Annotated in this window: 14 protein-coding genes; 3 read left to right on the forward strand and 11 right to left on the reverse strand. The window is 63.8% G+C overall.

The window, feature by feature from the left end; all coding sequences use genetic code 11:
- Positions 1-6 precede the first annotated feature (6 nt).
- From EN846_RS24490 to tagH, 5 genes are all read right to left on the reverse strand, one after another.
- Positions 7-2,463, reverse strand: a complete 2,457-nt coding sequence (locus tag EN846_RS24490) for a serine/threonine-protein kinase (RefSeq protein ID WP_127393160.1) — start codon at positions 2,461-2,463, stop codon at positions 7-9.
- Complete coding sequence (locus tag EN846_RS24495) at positions 2,460-3,242, reverse strand: protein phosphatase 2C domain-containing protein (RefSeq protein ID WP_127393159.1); 783 nt, start codon at positions 3,240-3,242, stop codon at positions 2,460-2,462. The genes EN846_RS24490 and EN846_RS24495 overlap by 4 nt, the downstream gene beginning before the upstream one ends.
- Before the next feature lie 159 nt (positions 3,243-3,401).
- Positions 3,402-6,938: a type VI secretion system membrane subunit TssM gene (gene tssM, locus EN846_RS24500; RefSeq protein ID WP_128346675.1), complete on the reverse strand. Its 3,537-nt coding sequence runs from the start codon at positions 6,936-6,938 to the stop codon at positions 3,402-3,404.
- A gap of 22 nt (positions 6,939-6,960) precedes the next feature.
- Entirely contained in the window at positions 6,961-8,469 is a 1,509-nt protein-coding gene (gene tssL, locus EN846_RS24505; RefSeq protein WP_128346674.1) for a type VI secretion system protein TssL, long form, read from the reverse strand.
- Between the two features lie 305 nt (positions 8,470-8,774).
- Positions 8,775-9,845 (reverse strand): type VI secretion system-associated FHA domain protein TagH, encoded by a 1,071-nt coding sequence (tagH, locus tag EN846_RS24510; protein ID WP_127394334.1) that lies wholly within the window; start codon positions 9,843-9,845, stop codon positions 8,775-8,777.
- 255 nt (positions 9,846-10,100) lie between these two features.
- On the opposite strand from tagH, the gene tssI reads away from it, so the two are divergent.
- From tssI to EN846_RS24525, 3 genes are read left to right on the forward strand one after another with little or no spacing between them, the layout of a single operon-like run.
- On the forward strand, positions 10,101-12,428 hold the full coding sequence (tssI, locus tag EN846_RS24515; protein ID WP_128346682.1) for a type VI secretion system tip protein TssI/VgrG: 2,328 nt from the start codon (positions 10,101-10,103) through the stop codon (positions 12,426-12,428).
- A gap of 9 nt (positions 12,429-12,437) precedes the next feature.
- Positions 12,438-12,863: a DUF6484 domain-containing protein gene (locus EN846_RS24520; RefSeq protein WP_127394056.1), complete on the forward strand. Its 426-nt coding sequence runs from the start codon at positions 12,438-12,440 to the stop codon at positions 12,861-12,863.
- The gene (locus EN846_RS24525) at positions 12,863-13,198 is read left to right on the forward strand and encodes a hypothetical protein (RefSeq protein ID WP_127394055.1); all 336 of its coding nucleotides are present in this window, start codon (positions 12,863-12,865) and stop codon (positions 13,196-13,198) included. Before EN846_RS24520 ends, EN846_RS24525 begins: the two co-directional genes overlap by 1 nt.
- Before the next feature lie 67 nt (positions 13,199-13,265).
- Here EN846_RS24525 and EN846_RS24530 read toward each other — a convergent pair whose 3' ends face one another.
- The 6 genes from EN846_RS24530 to tssM (EN846_RS24555) form a co-directional block, all read right to left on the reverse strand.
- Entirely contained in the window at positions 13,266-14,171 is a 906-nt protein-coding gene (locus EN846_RS24530; protein ID WP_127394054.1) for a hypothetical protein, read from the reverse strand.
- A gap of 65 nt (positions 14,172-14,236) precedes the next feature.
- Positions 14,237-15,304: a PAAR-like domain-containing protein gene (locus EN846_RS35940; protein WP_245493466.1), complete on the reverse strand. Its 1,068-nt coding sequence runs from the start codon at positions 15,302-15,304 to the stop codon at positions 14,237-14,239.
- Positions 15,301-16,326 (reverse strand): beta-ketoacyl synthase N-terminal-like domain-containing protein, encoded by a 1,026-nt coding sequence (locus EN846_RS24540; protein WP_127392750.1) that lies wholly within the window; start codon positions 16,324-16,326, stop codon positions 15,301-15,303. The genes EN846_RS35940 and EN846_RS24540 overlap by 4 nt, the downstream gene beginning before the upstream one ends.
- Positions 16,323-17,420, reverse strand: coding sequence for a DUF2169 domain-containing protein (locus tag EN846_RS24545; protein ID WP_127392752.1), 1,098 nt, complete (start codon positions 17,418-17,420; stop codon positions 16,323-16,325). The genes EN846_RS24540 and EN846_RS24545 overlap by 4 nt, the downstream gene beginning before the upstream one ends.
- Positions 17,420-17,962 (reverse strand): type VI secretion system-associated protein TagF, encoded by a 543-nt coding sequence (gene tagF / locus EN846_RS24550; RefSeq protein ID WP_245509043.1) that lies wholly within the window; start codon positions 17,960-17,962, stop codon positions 17,420-17,422. The genes EN846_RS24545 and tagF overlap by 1 nt, the downstream gene beginning before the upstream one ends.
- Entirely contained in the window at positions 17,944-21,480 is a 3,537-nt protein-coding gene (gene tssM, locus EN846_RS24555; protein WP_127392751.1) for a type VI secretion system membrane subunit TssM, read from the reverse strand. The genes tagF and tssM (EN846_RS24555) overlap by 19 nt, the downstream gene beginning before the upstream one ends.

A 21,480-nucleotide genomic window follows, 5' to 3' on the forward strand; every position in this document is an offset into this window, starting at 1 on the left:
TCCATGCTATCCGCCGAGCCGGAAATATTTGGCGGTGGCGGAGAAATCAGATCCGCGGGCCTCGATCTCGGCAAGGATCCTGGGCAGCAGCTCGGATGCCGGAGTAGGCCTTGTGAACACGGCGGCCGGGATGTCGCGAGGTCCCGTGATCACCAGTATGACCTGCGGCACGACCTTGCCGGCCGTCTTGTCGGCGGCGCCGAGCTCGATCGGGATGCTGAAGCTCGCCTTGCCCGCCTGCACGACCATGCGGTCGTCGAGGTTGAACGCCATGCCTTTGTGGTCGATCAGGAGCACGTTGGAGATGAGGCCGCCACGCGTCACCAGCGTGCCGCCGATCGGCGCGCCGTTCGGCACCAATGTCCGATCGAGGACGAGCTGCGGCTTGTCGCCATCGGAGCGGCCGAGAGAACGCAGGAAATTGGTGACCTCGCATTGGGCGGGTTCAATGAGGCGCACGCTGATATCCGGCTCGACACCAAAGCGCGACTGGAAGTCGGACATCAGGCGCTCGAACGGCTGGACCGCAGTGCCGAAGCCCTCGATCGCCGCGGCGTTGGCGGTTGCCGATGTCATGGTCGCGTAGAAACAGTCGCCGCCGCTGAAATCGCGCACCCAGGAAGCGCGTAGCGCGGTCTCGTCGAGGGGAGCGGCCGGCGGAACCTGCGGTTTGGGCACATTCAAGACGACGGTCTCACCCGGCTGCTTGGCGGCGGGCGGTTCAGGCTGCGGGCTTGTCGTGTTCGCCGCTTCCGGTGCAGTCGCCGCACCTTCGGGAACCTTGTCAGCCACCTTCGGCTCAGCCGGCTGGCTGGCCGGCAGCTTCGGCTTCGGAGCTTCCGCGATATCCGGCTGGACGGGCGCCGGGGCCTTTTCGACCGGTGGCGAGGCCGGGGCAATCTCTTCCGTTGGCGGAGCAGGCGCGATCCTGGTGGGCGGCGCAGTCGCCTTCCGGCCATCGCTGGCCTGCTGCTGATTTGCCGATGGAGCTTGTTCGGTGGGCGCTTGCGCCTGGGCAGTCGGCGGCTTTGGTTCCTCCTCCATTGACGGCAGGGGCTCGGCAGGCTGCGTTGGCGCCGGCTTCTGGTCGGACGCCACATCCGCCGGTTTTTCGACCGGCGCCGGGGTCGGCGCTGCCGGCTTCTCAGCCGGCGGCTGGCCTGCCTCTGTCTGTGGCTTTCGGGACGAGCCCGCTGCCGGCTCCTCGGGAGGCGTCGTGGCGGCGCTGTCGGCCGGCGCCGGCTTCGGCGTTTTCGAAGGGGAAAGCGTCGTCTTGCCGGCCGGCGGCGCGGCGGGCGTCAGGAGACCGTTGAGATAGACGCCTGCTCCCGACACCAGAGCCAGCGCGGCCACGGCGGCGATGGCGATGTTTCGGGTCCTTGCGGGTTTCCTGGAACCGTCGGGCGCGACCGCGCGGGGAGGGGGTGCCGCCGCCCGCGGGCGCGGTTCGGAAAGATGCGCGGGCCGCTGATGCGGGACAAAACGCTGGTCGCCGGGGGGCACCCAGGCCTGGCCTTGCGACTTTTCCGGCGCGGCAGGGGTCGAGGTGCGATGCAGGTCCGGCCGCTCGCGCGGCATGGCGGATACCGGCGGCCTGGTCTCCTCGTCGGGGTCGCGGGTCATCCTGGCGATTTCGGCCATGCTGATCGGCCGGTGCTTCGGGTCCGGCTGCAGCATCGCCTCGATGATCTCGCGGAAATCGGCATCGATGTCGGAAAGATCCGGAACCGTTCGGCGCTTTTCCACGATTTCGAGCTGGGAGCCGCTCATGTCGAGCGGGTTGCCACGCAAGGCGGCCGCCAGCACCAGCCCCATGCTGTAGATGTCGGACTGCTCGCTGACCTCGCCTCCGTAAAGCCCCAGCTGCTCGGGAGAAACGTAGTTGTATTTTCCGGCGAACCTGCCGCCGATCAGCGTCTCCCCGCCGACGGCCGCCGAGCGCGCAATGCCGAAATCGATGATCTTGGCGCGGTCGACCCGGCCACCCGGCAGGATGATGTTGTCCGGCGAGAGATCGCGATGGATCGCTCCCGCCTGGTGCACGGCGCTCAGGGCGGAGGCGAGCCGATGGCAGAGCTTGCGCACGTCCTCCACAGGCATGGCGCCACGCCTGATGACATCGAACAGCGACTGGCCGTCGACGAATTCCATCGCCAGGTAGGGTCGCCCGATACCGGGATCGATGGTGAAGACGTGGTAGCGCACGACGGCGTCATGCGACAGGTGGTTGAGGATCGAGGCTTCCTTACGAAACAGGGACAGGATCGTCTGATCGCGGGCGAACTCCGGCAGCACGATCTTGATCGCGACGCGATCGCCGGTCTGGATGTTGTGGCCGCGATAGACCTCGCCCATTCCGCCGGACGCGATCCGCTCGTCGAGCTCGTATATGCCGCTAAGCTGCGTGCCGACGCCTGTGCTGGCAAAGCTCGGCGAGACGCGCGTCTTGTCGTCGGCGCTCATCGGTCCCCACTTCCGGCTGTGGCGGGATGCGGACCGGCCGCCTGGCCGTTGCGACGATCGCCGATCTTCACGAGTATTATGGTCACATTGTCGGTTCCGCCGCGCGCCAGCACCGTTTCCAGCAGGTTCTCGCACGCCGCCTGAGGCGCGGCCGACAACACCGCCGCCTCGATCTCCGCATCGCTGACATGCGCCGTCAACCCGTCGGTGTTCAGCACGAAGATGTCGCCTGGCATGGTCTCGCCCTGCTGGTAGTCGATCACGACGTCGTCGCTGACGCCCACCGCATGGGTGATGACGTTGCGGCGCGGCCAGGTGAGCGCTTCGGCGGCGCTGATCATGCCTCTGTCGAGGAGTTCCTGGACTTCAGTGTGATCTTTCGAGATTTGCGAGATCGAGGCATTGCGGACAAGATACACGCGGCTGTCGCCGGCCCAAAGGCAGGCAAACCGCCCGTCCATCACCAAGAGGGCGGCGAAGGTCGAGCCGATGGTTATGCCGCGGGCTTCGGATATGCCGCGGATTTCGGCATTGGCCCGGCTCAGCCTGTCCTCGAAGCGTGCGCGAAGATCCGGCGCGGAACTGGCGATGCCGATCGTCGCCAGATGATCGACGATGCTTGCCGAAGCCACCTCTCCGGCATCATGTCCGCCCATGCCGTCGGCCACAACCCAGAGGCCTGTTCGCGGCTCGACCAGATAGCTGTCTTCATTGAGGTCGCGCACGCAGCCTTTGTGGCTGACGCCGAAGCTTTCAAAGGGAAGGGCGACATTGTTCAATTTGCCACCAAGCGCTTCTCAAGCGTCCTTCGCGCCGCACCCTCGGGCCGCCGCTCGCGCCACTCTGCCACAGGCGCGAGCATTAGAGTACCGAAATCAAGGCCGGTACGCCGGCCGGCCGGCTTTGTCATCGATGGGGCGGGGAGCGGAAAAAACATCTCAGAATCCCTTCGGGCAACTGAACGCGCCAAGCGCCGGAAGGAACAGCGGGTTGGGATCGGAATTGCTCTGGATCGTATAAGCCGCGTCGCGTCCGCCGATCACGAAGCGCGCTTCCAGACTGCCTGCGCTGCCGCTGACGGATGCCTTATCCATGAGCCGTTTCAGCGCCCACGGGCCGTCGAACTTGATGGCGGATTCCCGGCCCGGCATTTCCGGCGCAAGGCTCAGGCTGGCGGACCCGGAGGCAGCGCCGCTCGGCCAGCTCAGCGTGCTCGGCGCGTTGCCCGTCTGGCTGCTTTGAACGGTCTGGCCATCGACATCGAGCACCGCGCTGTCGGCATCTCCATGCAGCGAAAAGGGCGTGAACGTGATGTTGACCAAAGGCACCGAACCACCGGACGGAAAGAAGGCGGCGCGGATTTCCGCCGCCGACTGGAAGGTCTTCAACGTCGCTTTCGAGAGATCGCGCCCGAAACGCTGGTCCTGCTTCCAGCTCCAGTCCTGGCCGGTCATGTCGATCATGGATGCGAGATTTCGCGCGAAGAAGCGGTCCATCAATCCGCCGGGGGAGAACAGCTTGGCGAAGTCCGCCATCGCAATCTCCTGCGTGCTGCCGGCGGCGAAAGGATAACGGCCGTTGACCATCTCCTCGCAGGGGCGCGTCACCGTCTGGTCGAGCAACTGGTTCAGATTCGCCACCGAGGTTTCGGCGACGTTGCCCTCGAACTCGTCGGCCGCCGCGTTGACCATGCGGGCAAGCTGCTTGGGCAGGCGCGAGACGTTGGCGCGCAGCGTCGAGACCTGCAATTGCAGGTTCGTGCTGACGCGCTCGGTCTCGGAGGGAACGTCCGCCGCCAGCTTCAGGCTCTGATAGATGTCGCGAAAGTTCTGGGTCAACGCGTCGATCGGGCGGCGTCCAGCGGGACCGCCCACCAGGGCCTGGAACGACCTGAACTGCGCCTCGACATTGGCGCCGGGGCCCTGCGCGCTCGCCGTGCCGGCGCCGGCACGGCTTTGCGACTTGCCGATCGCCATCTGGATGCCGATGCGGGCAAGGCCCCTGGCGATGGCCGCGGCGTCTGGCTGCCCGGCCGTGGCTGCGTCGGTGTTTGCGACCTGGCTTTGCCGGGTCAGGGCGGTTTCATCGGCAATCGCGCTGAACAGCTGATCGATCGGCGAGTTCTGCGAAGCCGCGGCGGAAAGCGCGATATATTGCGGCTTGTCCTTCAGCATCGCCTTGAAGCGCAGCTGGTCGAGAACGCCGTTCCAGGCTGCGGCGAATTCCTTGGCATAGCGATCGAGAAGCTCGGGGCCGAGCTTGAGCAATTCCTGATCGATGCCGCCCTGCTCGCCGCCTCCGCCCAGGACCCATCGGTCGTCGACAAGCATTTGCGCGATGCGCGAAAGTTGCAGCAGATAGAAATCGTTGAAGCCGGCATGGGTATAGAGGCCGGGAATGCGAAGTCCAGAGAGATCGCTGCCGTCGGCGCGCTCGAACAGCAGCGGCGCTTCCGGCCCTGCCTTGGCCGAGACGGAAAAATCGGTCAGGGCCGCGGCGTAGACCGCCGACTTGATCAGGGCCGTGGCGCGATCGGCGAGGCTCATGCGTCCGAGCGAGCGCTGGGCGGCTTCGACAAGCGGCTGGTTGAGCTCGAAGACCGGATCATAGGCATCGTCCAGCGCAAGCATGGCGCGCAGGTGCTTTTCGAGCTGGGCCCGTCCTTCGCGGTTGTTTTCGCCGGGATAGCGGTTCTGCTCCCAGTCCTGCCTCATCCAGGAAACGACCAGCTCGTCGTCGACCTTCGGCGCCTTGCCGCCGAGCATCAGATAGATCTTCAGCGGCTCATAGAGTGCCGCCGGATCGGCCATCCTGGCCTGGATCGTGCGCTCCGCCTGCAGCAGCAGGCGCGAGCGGAAGCTTCGTTCCAGTGCTTGCCGGTAGGCCGTTTTGGACGCTGAAAGAAGCCGCTCCCGCTGGCCGAGGCCGAACGTCTCCTCGATAGCCGTCGGCGTGTCGCCGGTCTCGAATCCGGCTGGCAGGTTGCGTAGCTGGTCGAGCGGGCCAATCACGTTCTCGAGGTCGACGTCGGCGACCTCGGTGCTGTTGAGCAGCGGTTCCGCCGCCTGGCGGTATTGGCTCATCGCCTGCGTCGTTGCGGCGAGCAGCGATCTGTTGGCGGTAAAGCTGAGCGCAAACGCGCCGAGGGCGACGGCGGCGGCCAAAGCAATTGCGCCGATGCCGCCATATCTGGCGATCGCCGCGCGTCTTTCGGCCGACCTGTCATACGAAACCCAGCCGGCTTCGGCGAAAATGACGCTGGCCAGAAGATCGTGGAGGAAAAAGCTCTTGCCGGTCCCGGAAAGATGGGCCTGGGCGCTGCTGCCGAAACTGCGCCCGATGGCGCCGAGCACCTGGTCGATCGGCGTTCCTTCCTGCGTGCCCGAGGAAAAATAGAGGCCGCGCAGGCTGACATTGACCTCGCTGCGGGAGGGGTCGAACAGGCTGCCGATGAAGCCGGCAACCCGGTTGCGCAAGGCGCCGAACTGCGCCGGAAAGCCGAAGATCGATATGCGCGCGACCGGATCCGCCTCTTCCTGCAGCCGGTCGGCCACCTCGTCCGCCAGGCGCGCCGGCAGCGCATCGAATTCGGCCGGCGCCTCGCCGGTCATGTTCTTGTTGCGGTCGGTGGTCTGGAAGGTAGCGCCCCACACTTGGCGCCTGCGCGCCTCGTCGAAGCCGCCGAAGTAATCCATGAAACCGGCGACGAGGTCGGCCTTGGTGAAAAGCAGGTAGACCGGAAACTGGATCCTGAGCGTTTCATGGGTTTCGCGCAGGCGGCTGCGTATCTCGGTGACATGGGCATCAAGCTGCCGGTCGTCGAGGCTCATGAGATCGGCTAGGCTGACAGCCAGGATGACGCCGTTGATCGGCTGCCTGGCGCGATATTTCTTGAGCAGCGACAGGAAGGCGAGCCAGCTCTTGTTGTCGCGCGCCTTGTCGGAATCCTGCGTCGTGTAGCGTCCGGCGGTGTCGATCAGCACGGCCTCGTCGGTGAACCACCAGTCGCAGGACCGGGTGCCGCCAATGCCGGCCACCGGCTGCGCCGTGCCGGAACCGGCAAGCGGAAATTTCAGGCCCGAATTGACCAGCGCCGTGGTCTTGCCGGCGCCAGGTGGACCGATGACGATGTACCATGGGATGTCGTAGAGGAAATTGTGCTTGCCGCTCGAGCGTTTGAGCGTCGCGATGGCCTCGCTCATGCGGGCCTCGAGCACCTGCGAATCGTCATTGCCGGCGTCGTTGCGCACGATTGCGGCTTCAAGCGCCTTTTGCGCCTTTCGCCTTTGCCAGAACCGGATCGTGTAGAAGAGTACGGCCGCGGCCACAGCCAGGCCGATGATCGCGGCGCGTAGCCACACCGGGCCCAGCGGACGGCTATCGGCATAGCGGATCAACGGCCCGGCAAACCAGACGGCCGCCGCGAAACCGGCCAAGGCGAGGGCGTTGAGTATGCGCAGCAGCCATTGCGTCATGGGCGCTTCCGGCGGGCCGCGCTCATAATGTCTCCTCCTTGGGGATCATCACATCGACGCGGCGGTTGGTGGCGCGGCCTTGCGGCGTCGCATTGTCGGCGATCGGCTCGTCCTCTCCCTTGCCGTCGGCCGTGATCCGCGACGGGTCTTTGAACCCGGGCGCCATCAGCGCCTCGACAGCCTTGGCGCGGGCGACGGAGAGGTCGAAATTGGACTTGAACGTGCTCGATTTGCGTGGCTTTGCGTTGTCCGTGTGACCGACGATCCTGATCGGTCCCGGCTCGGCGTCGAGCGCCCCGGCGATGTCGGCGGCGAGGGACTGGAACTCCGGTTTCAGCTCGGCCTTGCCGGGTTCGAACATCAGGACGTTGTTTATCTCGACGACGATGAAGCTGCCTTGCGTGCCCACCGCCAGCCCGCCGCGCACCAGATCCTTCGCCAGCGCTGCGCGGATCCGGTTGATCTGGGTGAGCGCGACGGGCGTTGGAGGAGGAGGAGCGACTTTCGCCGGTTCGGCCAGCGGCGCCACGCCGGCGCGCTCGATGGTGACCGGCGTCGACGGATTGAGCGCCAGCAGCTCTCCGGCCGTCGCATCACCCTCATCGGTGATGAGAACTCGCAGGACGAAAAACGCTGCCGTCACCAGTGTCGCCGCGGCGGCCGCCACGGCCCACAATGGCAGTCGGGCCGACGGCTGCGCCATGACGGCCGCCATGCCTTGCCAGCGGGGCGAGATGTCTTGCGAGGCAGGCGGCTGGAAGTAGCGGAGCGTGTCGAAGACGTCGCGCCGGATACGCTCGAGATTGTCGCCCTGGCGCGCCAGGCCGCGGTATTGTCCTTCAAACCCCAGCGACAGGCAGGCATGCATCAGTTCGAGCAGGTCGTAATGCGCTTCCGGCGCGGCGAGCAGCTTGTTCAGCGCTTCATAGAAACCCGCGCCAGCGGACTTGATGTGAAAGAACCGCGACAGCATGGCATGTCCTGCCCAGCCGTCTCCCTCGGGCCAGGGCAGGTTGCCGACAAGATCGTCGGCGGTTTCGCAAAGCGCGAACTTCGCGATCCGTGCGTCCTCTTCGGCGATGCCTGACTTCTGCAGCGTCCGATCGAACTTTTCGATCGCCTCGGCGATATGCCCGGCGAGCGGCTCGGCATGTCTTTCGACGGGGATGAGCCTGAGCTGGCCGAACAGCAGCAGCAAAGGCGCGGCGGCGGCCAGGATCGGGTTTGCCGTGGGGTAGGTGATGCTGCCGGCGGCGTCGAGGAGGACGTCCTGGTGCGGCGCCGCCGAATGCGCGGTCTCCAAGGGGCCGGCATTGGACGCCGCTCCTTGATAGATCACGGTTCCGGATGCCCAGCCCGGCGGCATGTGCTGTCCGCCCTGGGGATCGAAAACCGTCGAATCCCGCACAGGCAGGGGCTGCCCGCCATCGGCGGATGCCGGGGGCGACGGCGCCGACTTTTGCCTGCGTCGCGGATTGGCGCGAATGACGGTCTTGCCGGCGGGGCCGAAGGGATCGTCCTTCGAGCTCATTGCTGGCCTTCCGTTCCCGCATGGCGGCCGTGCCGGCGCGCAAGACCATGCATGGGCAGAAGCAAAGAATGCGTGCCCTGCTGGCGCGGGGAGTGTCCGGTGGAAGCTAGGCTACAGAACGCGATCCCGCCGTAACATGACATTTGCCGCAGACCCCTGGGTCATTCAGCCGTAACCGCCTGGCGAACTGTCGTATGTGATCGTAATCTCAGAAGCCGCCGATTGGAACCATATGCGCGGAATGGCCCGGATTATTCTTAACGGCGGCGGTGTAGGGATCCGGCCCTAGAGCCGGATTTTACACGCTATTTTTGCTTGTCGGCCTTGGCATAGGCTTCGGCGAAATAGGCCAGGAATATGTCCAGCATGCCGTTTTCGTGGGCTTCCTCCATGGTTCGCCAGGTGGCCACAAAAGCATCCCAGGCCTGGCTCTTCTTCGAGCTGAACGACGTGGGCGGAAGCTTCTTGCCGATCGCCTCGGGCGACAGGTCGTCAAGCAGCCGGGAGAGCGCCGCCTGCATGGCCGCATAGGTGGCCAATTCGTGCGTCTTGAGATCGCGGAAGGCGTCTTCGACACTGTGCCTGGCGTCAAGATAGCCGGCCCTGCGCCGCGCGAACATGATTTCCATGATGTCGTCGGTTCCGGGCACGAATTTGAGCGGATTGTTGTCGGCCGCGCTGATCATCGTGCGGTGGGTGCTCTTGGCCAGGATCTTGGCGGCCGCGCGGGCCTTCAGCAGCAAGGCCAGTTGCTCGACCGTCGTCCGCAGCACCGCGCCGATTTCGGCGGCGACCTCATGCGGGTCGCGCGATTGAAGCAGGTCCGGCGAGATACCGGCAGCTCGGGCGATATCCCTGAGGATCTCGTCCGCGCCGGGGTGCTGCGCGGCCGAAGGCGGCGGGGCGGCCTGCCGCAATGAGGACGTCGGGGCCGGCGCCTGACGTTGGTCGCGCGGGCTGAAGAACGGCTCGTTGCTGAATTCCTGCGGCCGGCCCGTCGGGGCCGGCATTTCGCGTTGCGTCGAACCGGATCGCGAATGAGGGTGCCCCGTCGCGCCGCGCTCGTCGTCGAGAGACACGAAGATGACGTAGCGGCCGATCAGCAGCCGGTCGCCGTGCCCGAGGCGATGCGGCGCGGCCAGGCGCTTGCTCGATCCGTTGATGAAGGTGCCGTTGCGCGAGACATCGTGCAGCCAGAACGCTCCCGCCTCATACCGAACCTCGCAATGCCGGCCGGAAATGAATTTGTCCGGGTCGGGCAAGGTCCAGTCGCAATTTTCGCGCCCGATTTCAAAGCTGCGGTCCCGCGATCCGTAGCCGAGGGGGAGACCTGCGGGCACGGCCTCGACATTGTTGATCTGCAGACTGATGAACATATGAATTGGCCGCGGACCGCTGATCTATTTCGCCATTCTAGCAGTTTGCGAGCACAACACGACAGCAGCCTTTCACAACTGCCTCCGGCGCAAGCTTTGCCCGCCCGTCGTTCCTTTTGGCCGGTGGGAAAACATATGGTAGGCTGAACGAAGCCTAGTGTGGCAATCCGGGAAGTCCCCGAACGTGATGCGGTTAACATAGGGGGAACTTCAAATCCATCACACTGGCGGCCGCGTCCTGGAGGGGCACGACCTATGCCGAACGAACGTGCCACGGTTGTGCAGACGCCGTTAGGCGCCGAATTGTTGACCTTTACCCATCTTGTCGGACGCGATGAGATCAGCCGTTGCTTCGCCCATACGATCGGGTTCGTCAGCACCAACCACGATGTCGATCCGCTGAAAATGCTGGGCGGCTCCGTCTCGATCGAGGGTGAGTCCGATCCGAAGCGCTGGTTCAGCGGCCTGGTGTCCGAGTTCCGGCTCACCCGCATCGAGGACCGGCTGGCCTACTATGAAGCGGTCATCAGGCCGTGGCTCTGGTTCCTCGGCAACACCACCGATTGCCGTATCTTCCAGAACATGACCGCGGTGGAGATCATCGAGAAGATCTTCTCGAAATACGGCATCGCGAAATTCGAGAAGCGGCTGCAGGGGTCCTATCCGCAGCGCGAATACTGCGTGCAGTACGACGAGAGCGACCTGGATTTCGTGCAGCGGCTGATGGAGCACGAAGGCATCTTCTATTTCTTCGAATATGACGAGGGCAAGCACACGCTCATTCTGTGCGATGCGATGAGCAAGCTGAAGCCGGCTCCGGGCTACGACAAGGTGCTTTACAATTTCGAGGGGCAGGCCTCGCGGCGCGATGTCGAATACATCACCGAATGGATTCCAGGCAGTTCGGTGCGGCCCGGCGCCTACGCCCACACCGACTATGATTTCGAGAAGCCCGGCGCGGATTTGATGGCGAAATCGGCGCAGCCCTTCGGCCACAAGGAAGCCGCCGGCGAAAACTACCGCCAGCCCGGAGCGCATCTGGATGTCGGGCGCGGCGACAAGATTGCGGGGATAAGGCGCGAGGAACTTCAGGCGGTGCATCAGCGCGGCACCGCGGTGGGCACCGTGCGCGGGCTCTTTGCCGGCTGCAAGTTCAAGCTGGAGAGTTTTCCGCGCGACGACCAGAACCAGGACTATATGGTGCTCAGCGCCGAGTACCGGCTGTTCGATCCGGGCTACCGGACCCAGAACGAGGGGCATAGCGAGAATTTCAGGATAGTGCTGGGCCTCGCGCCTACCAAATTGCCTTATCGCCCGCCGCGCATCACGCCGCGGCCGATCATGCGCGGGCCGCAGACGGCGACCGTGGTCGGCCCTTCCGGCGAAGAGATCTTCACCGACAAATATGCAAGGGTGAAGGTGCAATTCCACTGGGATCGCCTGGGCAAGAAGGACGAGAACAGCTCGTGCTTCGTGCGCGTCTCGCAAACCTGGGCCGGCAGCGGCTGGGGCTTCATCCAGATCCCACGCATCGGCCAGGAGGTCATCATTGACTTCATCGAGGGCGATCCGGACCTGCCGATCATCACCGGCAGGGTCTACAACGCCTCGCAGATGCCGCCCTACGGGCTGCCGGGCAACGCGACGCAATCGGGCTGGAAATCGAACTCGTCCAAGGGCGGCGGCGGCTACAACGAGCTGATGTTCGAGGACAAGGCCGGTTCCGAACTGGTCAATTTCCAGGCGCAGAAGGATCACAACCTGCTGATCAAGCACGACCGCACGAAGCTGGTCCAGCATGACCAGTCCGACCGCATCGACCATGACGCCAAGCACTCCGTCGGCCACAACCTCGACGAGGACGTCGGCAACAACAAGACGGTCAAGATCGGCGTCGACCAGACGACGGACATCGGCAACAACGACACCGAGACGGTGGGCGCGAACCGCTCGCTCACGGTGATGGCGAATGAGACGATCCACGTCGTTTCAAACTCGACGGAGAATATCGACGCCAACCATTCGCAGACGGTGGGCATCGTCCAGACCGTCACCGTCGGCGCGGCGCGCATCGATACGGTGGGGGCTTCGGAGACGAGGAGCGTCGGCGCGGTGCAGTCGAACACGATCGGGGCGTCGCGGAGCGTGACGGTGGGTGCGGGGCAGAGCCACGATATTGGTGCAAGCGATAGTTGGAAGATCGGCGCAAGCCAGAGCGTTCAGATAGGCGCCGACCAGAGCTTTGCGATCGCTGGGAGCCAGACTTCCCAGATAGGAAAGGACCGCAATACCAAAATCGCCAACAATGATGTGACTGAGGTTGGCGCGGCGCATGAGCTCAAAGTCGCAAAAGGAAGCATGGTTCGGGTCGGCGAGGACTCGACCGTAAATGTGGGTAAGACGCTTCTAGTCGAGGCCGGCGATGCGATTGCCCTCAAATGCGGGTCAGCGTCGATCACCATGAAGAAGGACGGCACCATCACCATTGAAGGCAAGGACATCTCCATCAAGGGTTCCGGCAAGATCAATGTGAAGGCCTCGAGCGACATCACGATGAAGGGTTCGGAAATAAAGCAGAACTGAGGACGCGCCATGTCGGCGACAAAAGAACGGATCGAAGGCGTTGTAATCGGCATCTTTTTGGGCTTCGGAGAGGATTCACCCCTCGTGGTTTTCCCGGGCAATCCAAAGGAAACTGCCGTTTCAGCGCGAAGTCTTGCGGAATTGACCTCGGACATGATCGGCGCAGAGGTGGCGCTCCTGTTTCAGGATGGCGATCCAGGCCGGCCGCTGATTGTTGGCCGGATCGTTGACCCTGCTCATAAATCGAACGCGGCGCATGTCGTTCGGGACGGAGAACACGTACGGATCAATGCGAACGAGCGCATCGAACTTCGCTGCGGCAAGGCCATGATCATTATGGAAAAAGACGGTCGCATCACCATCCGCGGCACTTATGTAACGAGCCATGCCAGCGCTACGAACCGCGTTCGTGGGGCATCTGTGAACCTCAACTGATGCCCAAGGTTGTTCTGCGCGAGATTGTACGGCAGCACGCAGAAATGGCGGCGTTTCTCTGGACCGTCTATGACCGCCATCTGCTGCATCCCGACGAGAATCCCGATATGGACGAGGAGCGGCTTGAGCGCCTGGTCGAAAGGCTGGATGCTCATCTCGACGGCCTTAGGATAGCCGGCGAGGCGGGGCGGGAAATTGCAGAGGCGCTCTATGCCGAATACCCGGAAGCCGGGGAATTGTTCGTGCTGCGCATGCTGGCAAACGGTGCTCCAAAACGGATTGCCGAACTGGACCTCATTAAGGTCCGGACCTACCTTTCGCAGAATGGCCATTGAGGGGCGGACGGTCCGCCCGACTTCGTCACCGGACAGACACGACCGTGAACCGAACCACCCCCCTATGCTAGATTAGGCGCAAACCGTCATCATAGACGAGCGTGAGTGTCTTCCATCTCTTACCGTCGAAGCGCCACGCCGTGTCGATACCGGCGACGTACAGGAATTCGCCATCAGTGCGGAGATCTGAGGCAATTCCTGTGTCCTCGAATGGCTGAAGAGCGTCAGCCGATTCGACATTGAGGCCGGCCTCGTCGCCCCAGTAGGCCTTGCCATTGAAGCTGCGCACAGACAGATATGTCATGTCGCCGGCGGCGGTCATCTCGGTTATCTCTTCATTTGCAATTCGGAGGCACACGCCGTCGTCGCCGGCAACCCTGATTTTGCCGTCCGGCGCGATATCGATGCCACGCAATCGGTCGTGTCTATGTGTTTCCAGCGGCTGCCAGCCCGTACCCACCAACCGGTGAATGGTGCCCATCTCGCCGCAGGCGTAGATGCCATGCTTGGGATGTCCATGGACATCCAGATATTCATTGGAGCCTAGTGGACTGATGGGCAGCCATTGCTGCCCAACCATTCGATAGGCCACGCCCTCAGTGCCAACAGTGATCACCCCACCGGCATCCTCTGCCCAAACCTGCCTGAGGCTCTTTTCGCTGACCTTGTCCCGCGTCCAATTGGTGCCGGCGTAGCGCCAGATCCAGGTGGTGGCCTCGAGCGCAAACATTTCGCCCGAAGGCGCGGCCGAGAGCGCCATCAGCCATTCGGACGTCACCAGGGCGCCACGAGCTTTCTTAGGGTCGAAATTTTCGACGACAAAAATCACTGAGACTGTGGTGACATAGTCAGCATCGCTGAGTAGGAACAGGATCGCCACTTTGTTGCCGCTCAATGGCGCAATTTGCAGGCACTCGATGTCAGTGTCCGGATCGGTTGCGAATCCCTCAAGGTCTTCCTTATCCATCTTCATCCGCTTCATCCTCCTTGAGAGATATTCTTGCGGGCCATCGAGGCATCGCCTCGTCTTTTGTTTGGCTAACAGGAAACTTTCGAGGGAGCGACATCTGCGGCCGTCACTACGACGGACTCCCCTCCCGCTGCCTTCTTCAGGCGCTTCTTCGCCACTTGCACGAGGCGAGCCTGATCCTTCGCCTTGGGACATGTCGCATGGCAGGCCTTCTTGTCTTTCACCTCCTTCTCGGACTTGTTCATGGCCTTCTTCATGTATTCCATGTTCGCAGTCTTCAGGCACTCTGTGGCCGCGGCCTGCACGGCCGGTGGAATTTTCGGATCGTCCAGGTTCTTGACCGTGCTGTTTACGCAGGTGTCGGTAAAGTCACCGAGCTTGCCGGAAGAATTGTTGCTCAGCCAGTTGCGGGCATCCGCCGACTTTAGGTTGTGCGGGGTCTTGCGCTTCTTGCCGACTACCTTTTTGCCGGGCGCGCCTGCTGCCTTGGCCTTTGCGGCTTCGCCCGCGAGCCATTTCGCTTTCATGCAAATGCATGGCGCTTCCTTGTCGTCGTAGTCCTTGCAGCAGTCCAAGGTCAGGTCTCGCACGCCTTCGGCGGTGAAGAACTGGACCTCGACGGTATGCTCCTTTTCGTAGCCTTCGGGGCATTCCAGTTCCTTGTAGGGCTTTATCTCAAGATCGGAGCATTTGAAGGTCGCGGGCGTGGCCGTAGCTACCTTGGGCATCGGAGGCCCGCCGGCTGTAGGCGAGGCGTGATCGTTCGATGAAATGTCGGTGAAACGGCTGATCGGCTCGCCATCCATTTTGACGTCGCCGGACCAGGCATGGGCGTATTCCTTGCCCGTGTTTACCGAGGTGATGATGTTCTTCTTGGGCGCACAGCCGGCCTCGTTGCCGGTGCATTTGGTGTAATAGGACTTGTTCTTCTGAGTTATCGTCTTTCCGCCGATCTTGACCGTGCCGGTTCCGTTGTCGGTGTCACTGTCCATTCCAAATGTTGGATAGGGAACCGGAACTCCCGGCGGCGTTGCCGGAGTTTGCGGCGGTGTGAAGCAGACATAGGGGAAGGCCGCTATAACTTGGTTTGCCTGCGCCTTGCAGGCAACCTCAAGACCATTGGCATAGACGGTCATGCCGATCTCCCGTATGCGAACACCGCAGCGCCGCACGCGCCTGCATCGGACGAGGCCTCGATGAGAACCGGATTGCCGGCGGCATACCCTTTCCCGGCTGCTGTCCAAGCCATGCCAACCATGACAGGAACGGCTGCGGCCCCAACATTGCCCAGAGATTCAGCGGGCGACCATAAGTCCTGAAACTCGTGGCGTCCCCGCAGGAGGCGGATAGAGGCCAACGCGGTCTGCTTGAACCAGTAATGCTCGCCGATCAGGTCCGCGATGCGATAGCCGAGCCGGTTCATGTCAATCCCGGTCTCTTGGAATGCCACATCGTATGCCGCCGTCATGCCATCGGCGCGCAGCGGCAAATCCTGCTCGTTGTAAATCGAAGCTTCCTCGCGCGAAAGACCGAGTCCGAAGAGCCTGAAACCGTTATTTCGCGGTCGTGAGCATAGAACCGCAGCCGCAGCTTCGCCTGGAATGAAGCCGTTGGAATTCTCCGCGGTCAACAAGCGGCCCCTGCTGAGGTAATGGGAAATTGTTGGCCCCGTCAGATAGCTATCGACGCCCGCGATCATCACATAGGGAGCTTCGCCGGCTGCAATCAGTCTGCGGGCCTGATCGAGCGCGACATGTCCGGAAGGACGACCATAAGCCACGATACGAGAGCGTACATGAGGTTCGATTTCAACGATCTCGCCGATGCGACGGAGCAGGGAGGAATTATCTTTCACCGGTCGCCCAGGCCGATCTTCCTCCGGCAGGCAAAGGATGAGCGCCGTCTGTCCTCGCGCTTGCGGGTGATTTTCAAAAGCCTCCGATATAGCCCCGGCTGCCAGATGGGCTATGCGCTTCTCCCCGATCCAGTTGCGTGGTAGCGGCACGGGCGCACCCGTAAGCCATCCTGCGGGCAAGCCGACGAAACGGGTTTCCTGAAAACCATCGAGTCGAGCGCGCATCGCAGCGCAAGCGGAGGGCGCGTCGAGGCCAACCGCAGTCACCATACCAACCGAAACAATCTCGATCGGAGAGGTCATGCCTCTTCCTCCTGCGGCGCGGTGCCATTGGCACGGATATACGTGCGCCCCGTCGCGCGCGCCCTCAGCATTGCTTGCGTCGGTGGCCCAACCCAGCACTCCGAGAAATCCAAAATGGTCCGCTGGATGCGCTGTGAGATACGCCAGACGAGCGAAAGACGCCGATTCTCGGGGTCGAGGAGTACCGTGTCTGGAAGGATGTCGGCCTCATAGGCCTTCTGCTTGCCCTTGAACAATGTCATCGGCAGTGCCGTCGAGGGCAGTCGGAAGCTAACCCGTCCCTCCGGCGTCAAATTTACCAGCACCACTTCTTCGCCCCCTCGGGGATGGTCGATCTGCTGGTCGGCCGGCGCCATCTGGAAATAGCGTTCGTCGAAATCCGGCGGCAGGAAAGGAAAGATGTTCTTTGTCCAGTTGTCGTCATAGGTGCCGCCATATTCGATACGACCGGGCCAACCGCGACCCATCGGCCCGAAGCTCATCGGTTTGTAGTCGCCGAAGGGGGAGCGGATTTCCTCGTCGACCGCCTGCGTATTGGGCAGCCGCAAACCTGGGATGAGGCGCTGGTTCCTGGTGCGCGACCAACCGGTGCCGACCGGGTTGTACTTGTAGCTGGCGGGGAGTTTGTCCTCCGGGTCCAATCTGTCGACACCGCCCCAGGCGACGTCGTAGGAAATCGGCAGTTTCAGGAAGGGCTGTGGCGACGTGGAGGTAAACACCGGCCCGATGGCCCGCCATTCGCGATGACCGACAACCTCGAACAGTTTCGACCAGGTGCCGACCTTGATGCCGACCGGCACGCGCTCCGCCGGTCGCCCGCCTGGCGCATAGGCACAGCCATTGGCGATCACGTCGCAACGCGGCTTGCGGAAGGCGAAATCGGTCTCCCACAGCGTTGCCGAATAACCTGGCAAACCCGTTTGCGTGTCGGCCATCACCAGCGGAACCTGTTCCGCCGATTTCTGCACCGCTGCGCCGGGCGTCGCCGGAAAATCGAACGTACCTTTGACCACCACGACGATCCACTCATGGCCGGCCTTGTCCATGCCCATGGTGAACTGGTGCGGATAGCCCATCTGATTCCAGATCTGCATCAGCTGGTCTCCCAGGTGGCGGCGAGGATCTGTTCCAGCGTCGGTTGCGGCGATTGCGGATCGATGTCGAAGAAATCCGAATAGGTCGTCCACATCACCAGGTCGCCAACGACCTCATCGCCGGCCTCGACGGGCGGCACCGGCAGCACCGTCAGGGCTGCCTCCAGATCGTCGGGCGTCAACCCGCCCTGCTGCGCGGCAATGGCCGTTTCCTCGATGCCGGCAAACCACGCTTCGGCATGCGCCAACTGGAAGGAAGCCTTGGAAAGCTGCGCGACGATGCTCAAGGGGAATTGCCTGCCGACCCTGTCGGCGCTTTGCACGACAATGCCTGCCGACGCGCCGAAGGAGGACGGGCCGGCCAGGAAGCGCAGTGCGGTGGCGCGCGGCCAAGACTCCAGGCCAATCAGCGGAACAAGATGCTGCGCCAGCCAGCGATCCCAGACGCGCACAAAATCTCCCGTCAGCCGCCGCGACACGAAATCGCCGGTGGCGGGGATTTTGCCGTAGAAGCCCGGCAGGATCATATCTGCGGCGGACATGTGAACTTCTTGAACATTTCGAGGTTGTAGGGGTTCTCGACGCTTGCCGCCTTGAGCTCGAAATCGGCGTACATGCCCTTGGTGCCGAGGCGCAGGCTGTAGACGTCCGCCAGCGAGGTGCCGGTGAAGCGGCCGGCGCGCAGCATCCTCAGCCACGCCCAGCTGCCGGTCTCGTTGAGCATGATCTCGGGCGAGCCGTCGACCGGCTGGAAGGCGAGCGAGATCACGCCGGTGCCGTCCTTGCCGGGCCACGTCATCGGTTGCGGCCGCGTCGCGTTGTTGAAATAGACGAGGTTCTGGCCGTCGAGATTGAGCGTCACGCGCGTGACATTGGGCGACAGGTCCTTCGGCTCCAGCGTGAAGCTCATCACCGGTCCCGTCCCGCCGGGAAAGAGATCGTCGCGTATGTGCCTGGCCTGTTCGAACGCCGCCAGCGCCGCAGGGTCGAGGCCGAAGTCGGCACGCCATTTCCAGGGCTGGCTGGCGGTGTCGACATAGCTGATCAAATGGTCGTTGATGAAAGCGTCGATCATGCCGGCCGGTCCGAACAGGCGGGCGAAGTCGCGGACATTGACGTCGACCGCGCTCTCGGGGCTGAACGGATAGCGGTCGTTGAGCGCCGCCTGGCAGAACGGCAGGATGTCGGCGCGCCAGATGGCGTTGAGCTCGTTGGTGACGGCCTTCTGCGTCAGGCCGCTGGTGTCGCCAGCGATGCCGCCGAGCCAGTCGTCGATCGGGTCGGGCAGGATCTGCGCCTGCCTGGCGACGGCGCCGGTGAGTTCGGCCAGGCCGCCCTGCTTCTTGATGGCGTCCTGCGGGTCGGGATTGGCGGTCACCGTCTGCAGCACATTGGAAAGCGCCGTCAGCGCCACCACCGCGGCGTCGAGCGCAGGTGGCTGGCCGTCGACCTCGGCGATCGCGCCCTTCAGCGGCTTGAAGTGTTCGGCCACCAGGCTGCCGGTCAAGTCCACCTTGTCGGCCGAACCGGCGCGCGGCAGCAGCTTTGCCCCGGTCTTGACGACCTTGCCCAGCTTGCCGAGCTTGCCGAGCAGTTTCGAGCCGCCCTTCGCGGCCGCCTTGTCGTCGGCCGGGGCTTCGTCGGACCGGGTAAGGTCGGTCTCCTGAACCACTGCGGTCAAAAGGCGCTTCAGCGCGGAATCGGCGCTTGAAAGGTCTTTGAGATTCTCGCTGGCGACATTGAGGTCGGCCAACGGCGCGAGCCGCATATCGCGCAGGAAGCTGTCCCATTGCGCGATGTAGTCGTCGTAGTAGAGCTTCAGTATGTCCTCGGACAGCGCCGAGACGGAGGTTTCGGAATTCTCCGAGCAGCCGCCGGCGAACACTGCCCGATCGAGTGCCGCCTGGGCGGCCACGTCCTCGACCCGGTCGAGAACGGCATCGTGGAAGCCGGCATAGGTGAAGGCGCCCGGAACGCCGACGCGCAACGTCTTGTCGGAGCGCCGTGCGAACACCTTGGCGCCGTTCGGCCCGGCGAAATTGGCCGGGATCCATTCCTTCACCCCCGCCACTTCCGGATCGGCCAGCAACTGCTTGTAGGCGCGCGCCGGCAGCGAGATCGTGCACACCGTCTTCAGTGCCTCGGCGACCAGTTCCTTGTCGGGCGCGATGTAGTTGTCGTCGACCGCCATGCGACGGATCGCGGCCAACTGGTGCTCTTCCGCGTCCGGGCTCGGGAAAGGCGGCGAGGGCGCGAATTCGGGCAGGCTGTTGACCCACCAGCCCTGCGCGAAGTCGGTGTCCATCTGCGACAGGCCGGTCATCATGCGATAGGTCTTCAGCGCGCCCAGCATGAAGTCCGGATCGCGGATCTGCCGCCACATGGTCGCCTCGAGCAGCGCGACCATGTGGGGTTCCAGGACGTTGCGCAGCGCATGATCGTAGGTGTCGGCCTGCGCGCGCACCAGTTCCGCCGAGGCCGATGGTCCGAGCAGGTCGTGCGGCGCGTCCGGCGGCGCGGTGCGGGCATTCGCGACCTCGTCCATTGCGGCCAGCGCGCCGTCGATGGCCGGCTGCTCCACCGATGCCGGTGCGGCGGTGACGGCGGTCAGCGGCTCCTGCAGCGCCTCGAACTGGCCAGCCTGCGCGGTGATCGCGGTGCGGTTATCGTAGTAGGACCAGGAGAACAGGCCGGCGGCCAGCAAGGCCGCTGCCGCGCAGGCGGTGGCGGCGCCGCGCCAGATCCAGGCGCGGCGGCGCTGCGCCAGCGGGTCGAACGTGCCCAGGCCGGCTTCCTTGAAGATCACCTCGGTCAGCAGATTCCGCAGGAAGAAGCTGCGCTTCTCGACCCTTGGCGCGGGCATGGCGCGGCGCGGCGGAAGACCGAACGATGAAGACAACGCCGCGGTCAGCCGGTCGATGGGCGCGCCTTCCTGCGTCGCCGACGTCAGGTAAAGGCCGCGCAGCCAGGCGGCTTCCTCGTAGCGGCTTTCGCCGAACATCGCCTCGATCAGCACCTGGGCCGGTTCGGAAAGGCTCGCGAGCTGGGCCGGGAAGCGGAAAATCTCGGCGCGCGTGGCGAGCTTGTCTTCGTCTTCAAGACGCGGCACCAGGCGCCGCTCGAGTTCGGTCGCCAGCGTGGCGATTTCCTTCTCGATGGTCTTGGCGTCGACGCGGGCGTCAAGCGCGAAGGTCGTCCCCCACACCTGCTCGCGCGCGGTGGTCGACAGGCCGCCGAAGAAGGCCTCGAAGCCCTTGATCAGATCGGCCTTGGTCAGCATCAGGTAGACAGGGAGGCGGATTTCGAGCCGGTCGTTGAGCTCGGCCAGCCGGCGGCGGATCTTGCGGCCGTGCGCCTTGATGGCTTCGTCGCCTTCCGAGAGCGCGTCGATCGAGAGCGCGACGATGACGCCATTCAGCGCGCGGCGGCCGCGGTGCTTCTTGAGCAGGTCGAGAAAACCCAGCCACTCGGTTGCGTCGACATCCGGCTGGCTTTCCTGCTGAACGTAGCGGCCGGCGGTGTCGATCAGCACCGCGTTTTCGGAAAAGAACCAGTCGCAGTTTCGTGTGCCGCCAACGCCTTGCAGGTCGTCGGTGAGGTCGATCGGAAAGTTCAGGCCGGACTGGCGCAGCGCCGTGGTCTTGCCGGTCGCCGGCGGCCCGACGATCACATACCAGGGCATTTCGCGCAGGAATTTGCGGCCGCCGAGCTTGCGGCGCCTCAGCTCGGCCATCACATCGGCGAACTTGGCGCCGACGGCGGCGACGCTTTCCTCGCCGGGGGTGAGCTGCTTCTCCGCCACAGGCGCCGCGATCTCGGCGACGAACATGCGGTTGGCGCGGATCGCGCGGCGCTGGGCGATGATCAGCCAGATCAGCCACAGGATGATCAGCCCGGCTATCATGCCGATGCGCACATTGTCGGAATCGAAGGGCGAATAGGGGCCGACCTGGACGATCGGGCCGAAGATCCAGATGACCAGCGAAAGCAGTGCGATGCCGATCAGCGTCCAAAGGAAGCGCGATGTGAGCACAGCCCAGAGGAAGCGCAGGATGAACAT

Origin of the sequence: Mesorhizobium sp. M4B.F.Ca.ET.203.01.1.1, from assembly GCF_004791025.1 — a bacterium.
GTDB lineage: Bacteria > Pseudomonadota > Alphaproteobacteria > Rhizobiales > Rhizobiaceae > Mesorhizobium > Mesorhizobium abyssinicae.

Coding starts and splice junctions, on each gene's coding strand:
- EN846_RS24490 (WP_127393160.1), bottom strand. CDS start 2,463: ATGAGCGCCGACGACAAGACGCGCGTCTCGCCGAGCTTTGCCAGCACA.
- tssM (WP_128346675.1), bottom strand. CDS start 6,938: ATGACGCAATGGCTGCTGCGCATACTCAACGCCCTCGCCTTGGCCGGT.
- tssL (WP_128346674.1), bottom strand. CDS start 8,469: ATGAGCTCGAAGGACGATCCCTTCGGCCCCGCCGGCAAGACCGTCATT.
- tagH (WP_127394334.1), bottom strand. CDS start 9,845: ATGTTCATCAGTCTGCAGATCAACAATGTCGAGGCCGTGCCCGCAGGT.
- tssI (WP_128346682.1), top strand. CDS start 10,101: ATGCCGAACGAACGTGCCACGGTTGTGCAGACGCCGTTAGGCGCCGAA.
- EN846_RS24520 (WP_127394056.1), top strand. CDS start 12,438: ATGTCGGCGACAAAAGAACGGATCGAAGGCGTTGTAATCGGCATCTTT.
- EN846_RS24525 (WP_127394055.1), top strand. CDS start 12,863: ATGCCCAAGGTTGTTCTGCGCGAGATTGTACGGCAGCACGCAGAAATG.
- EN846_RS24530 (WP_127394054.1), bottom strand. CDS start 14,171: ATGAAGATGGATAAGGAAGACCTTGAGGGATTCGCAACCGATCCGGAC.
- EN846_RS35940 (WP_245493466.1), bottom strand. CDS start 15,304: ATGACCGTCTATGCCAATGGTCTTGAGGTTGCCTGCAAGGCGCAGGCA.
- EN846_RS24540 (WP_127392750.1), bottom strand. CDS start 16,326: ATGACCTCTCCGATCGAGATTGTTTCGGTTGGTATGGTGACTGCGGTT.
- EN846_RS24545 (WP_127392752.1), bottom strand. CDS start 17,420: ATGCAGATCTGGAATCAGATGGGCTATCCGCACCAGTTCACCATGGGC.
- tagF (WP_245509043.1), bottom strand. CDS start 17,962: ATGTCCGCCGCAGATATGATCCTGCCGGGCTTCTACGGCAAAATCCCC.
- tssM (WP_127392751.1), bottom strand. CDS start 21,480: ATGTTCATCCTGCGCTTCCTCTGGGCTGTGCTCACATCGCGCTTCCTT.